This is a genomic window from Flavobacterium tructae, assembly GCF_002217475.1.
Lineage (GTDB): Bacteria > Bacteroidota > Bacteroidia > Flavobacteriales > Flavobacteriaceae > Flavobacterium > Flavobacterium tructae.
In genome coordinates this window covers 1-1,064 of record NZ_MUHH01000077.1, presented here as the reverse complement: position 1 = coordinate 1,064, position 1,064 = coordinate 1, and the positions used below count along the sequence as shown (strand labels likewise).

At 38.8% G+C, this 1,064-nt stretch carries 1 protein-coding gene; it reads right to left on the bottom strand.

Translation table 11 applies throughout. The features are described from left to right. The coding region (locus B0A80_RS20300) for a condensation domain-containing protein (RefSeq protein WP_233430793.1) at positions 1–1,064 on the bottom strand (1,064 nt) is incomplete at both ends.

The window sequence follows — 1,064 nt, the reverse complement described above, 5'->3', positions numbered from 1 at the left end:
AATTGGTTCGACTTATTATCCAGTTCCCTGTAGCTTAACTCCTCTCCCTCATAAACAACAGCCACAGCATCTGGGGTACGCTCAACCTGTTGCTCAAACAAATCAACAACAGTCTTATCTTGAGGATAAGAAACATAAGTATCGTTAAAAGCATGCAATAACTGCTCCTGTTCTGTCTTAGGCAGGATGTTTAAACTATTAATACTTACTTCTTCCGGGTTACTTACCCCGTCCATAAGCTCAACTAATGACTGCTCCATATAAGCAAGTATACGAGAAGCTCCGATGCTTCGATCCACTTGCGCCGTTAAGCCGAAATCAATACCAAAATCATCTACATTAATATTAAACGGGTAATTATTTCTTTCTTGGCCTCCGATAACGGTCATATCTAAATCCAAAGCATCTTTATCATCTTCTGATGATAAAGAGTGACGGTAATTCAATAATGCACTGAAAAGAGCCATATCATTGGATACACCGCTCCAGTTATGGATACGTGATAAAGGTGTTTGCTCATAAGACAGTAACTCCTCTAACCTAACCTTGACCTCTTTTAGATATTCTTTTACATTACCCTTCAACTCCAAAGCAACAGGTAGCGTATTGATGAATAATCCCAAAGAATCAGCTGCTCCCAAAGAACCCTGTAAACGTCCTGAGAATAATGATCCGAAAAGAGCATATCCCTTATTGCTGCATCGCGCTACAACTAAACCGAAAGCGGCATGGAATAACACAGCCGGACTAATGCTCAGATGAGCACAAACATTACGCAACCTTATACTTAAATCCTTAGACAAAACAACTATAGATTCTTCAATACTTTTCCCGTCTCCTAAAACATTTGATAAGTTAAAAGGATATGTAGGTTCTTCTATTGAGCCCATTAGTGTCCTAAAATAAGATTCACTATTGTCAGTCGATTGCATATGTAAGGTATGACCAATGAACTCTCGATATAAAAAAGGAACAGGAAGATTCGAGCTCTCACCCGACAAACACAAGCTAACCTCTTCTATAATCTTCTCGATACCAACATGATCCATCATTAAATGGTGATA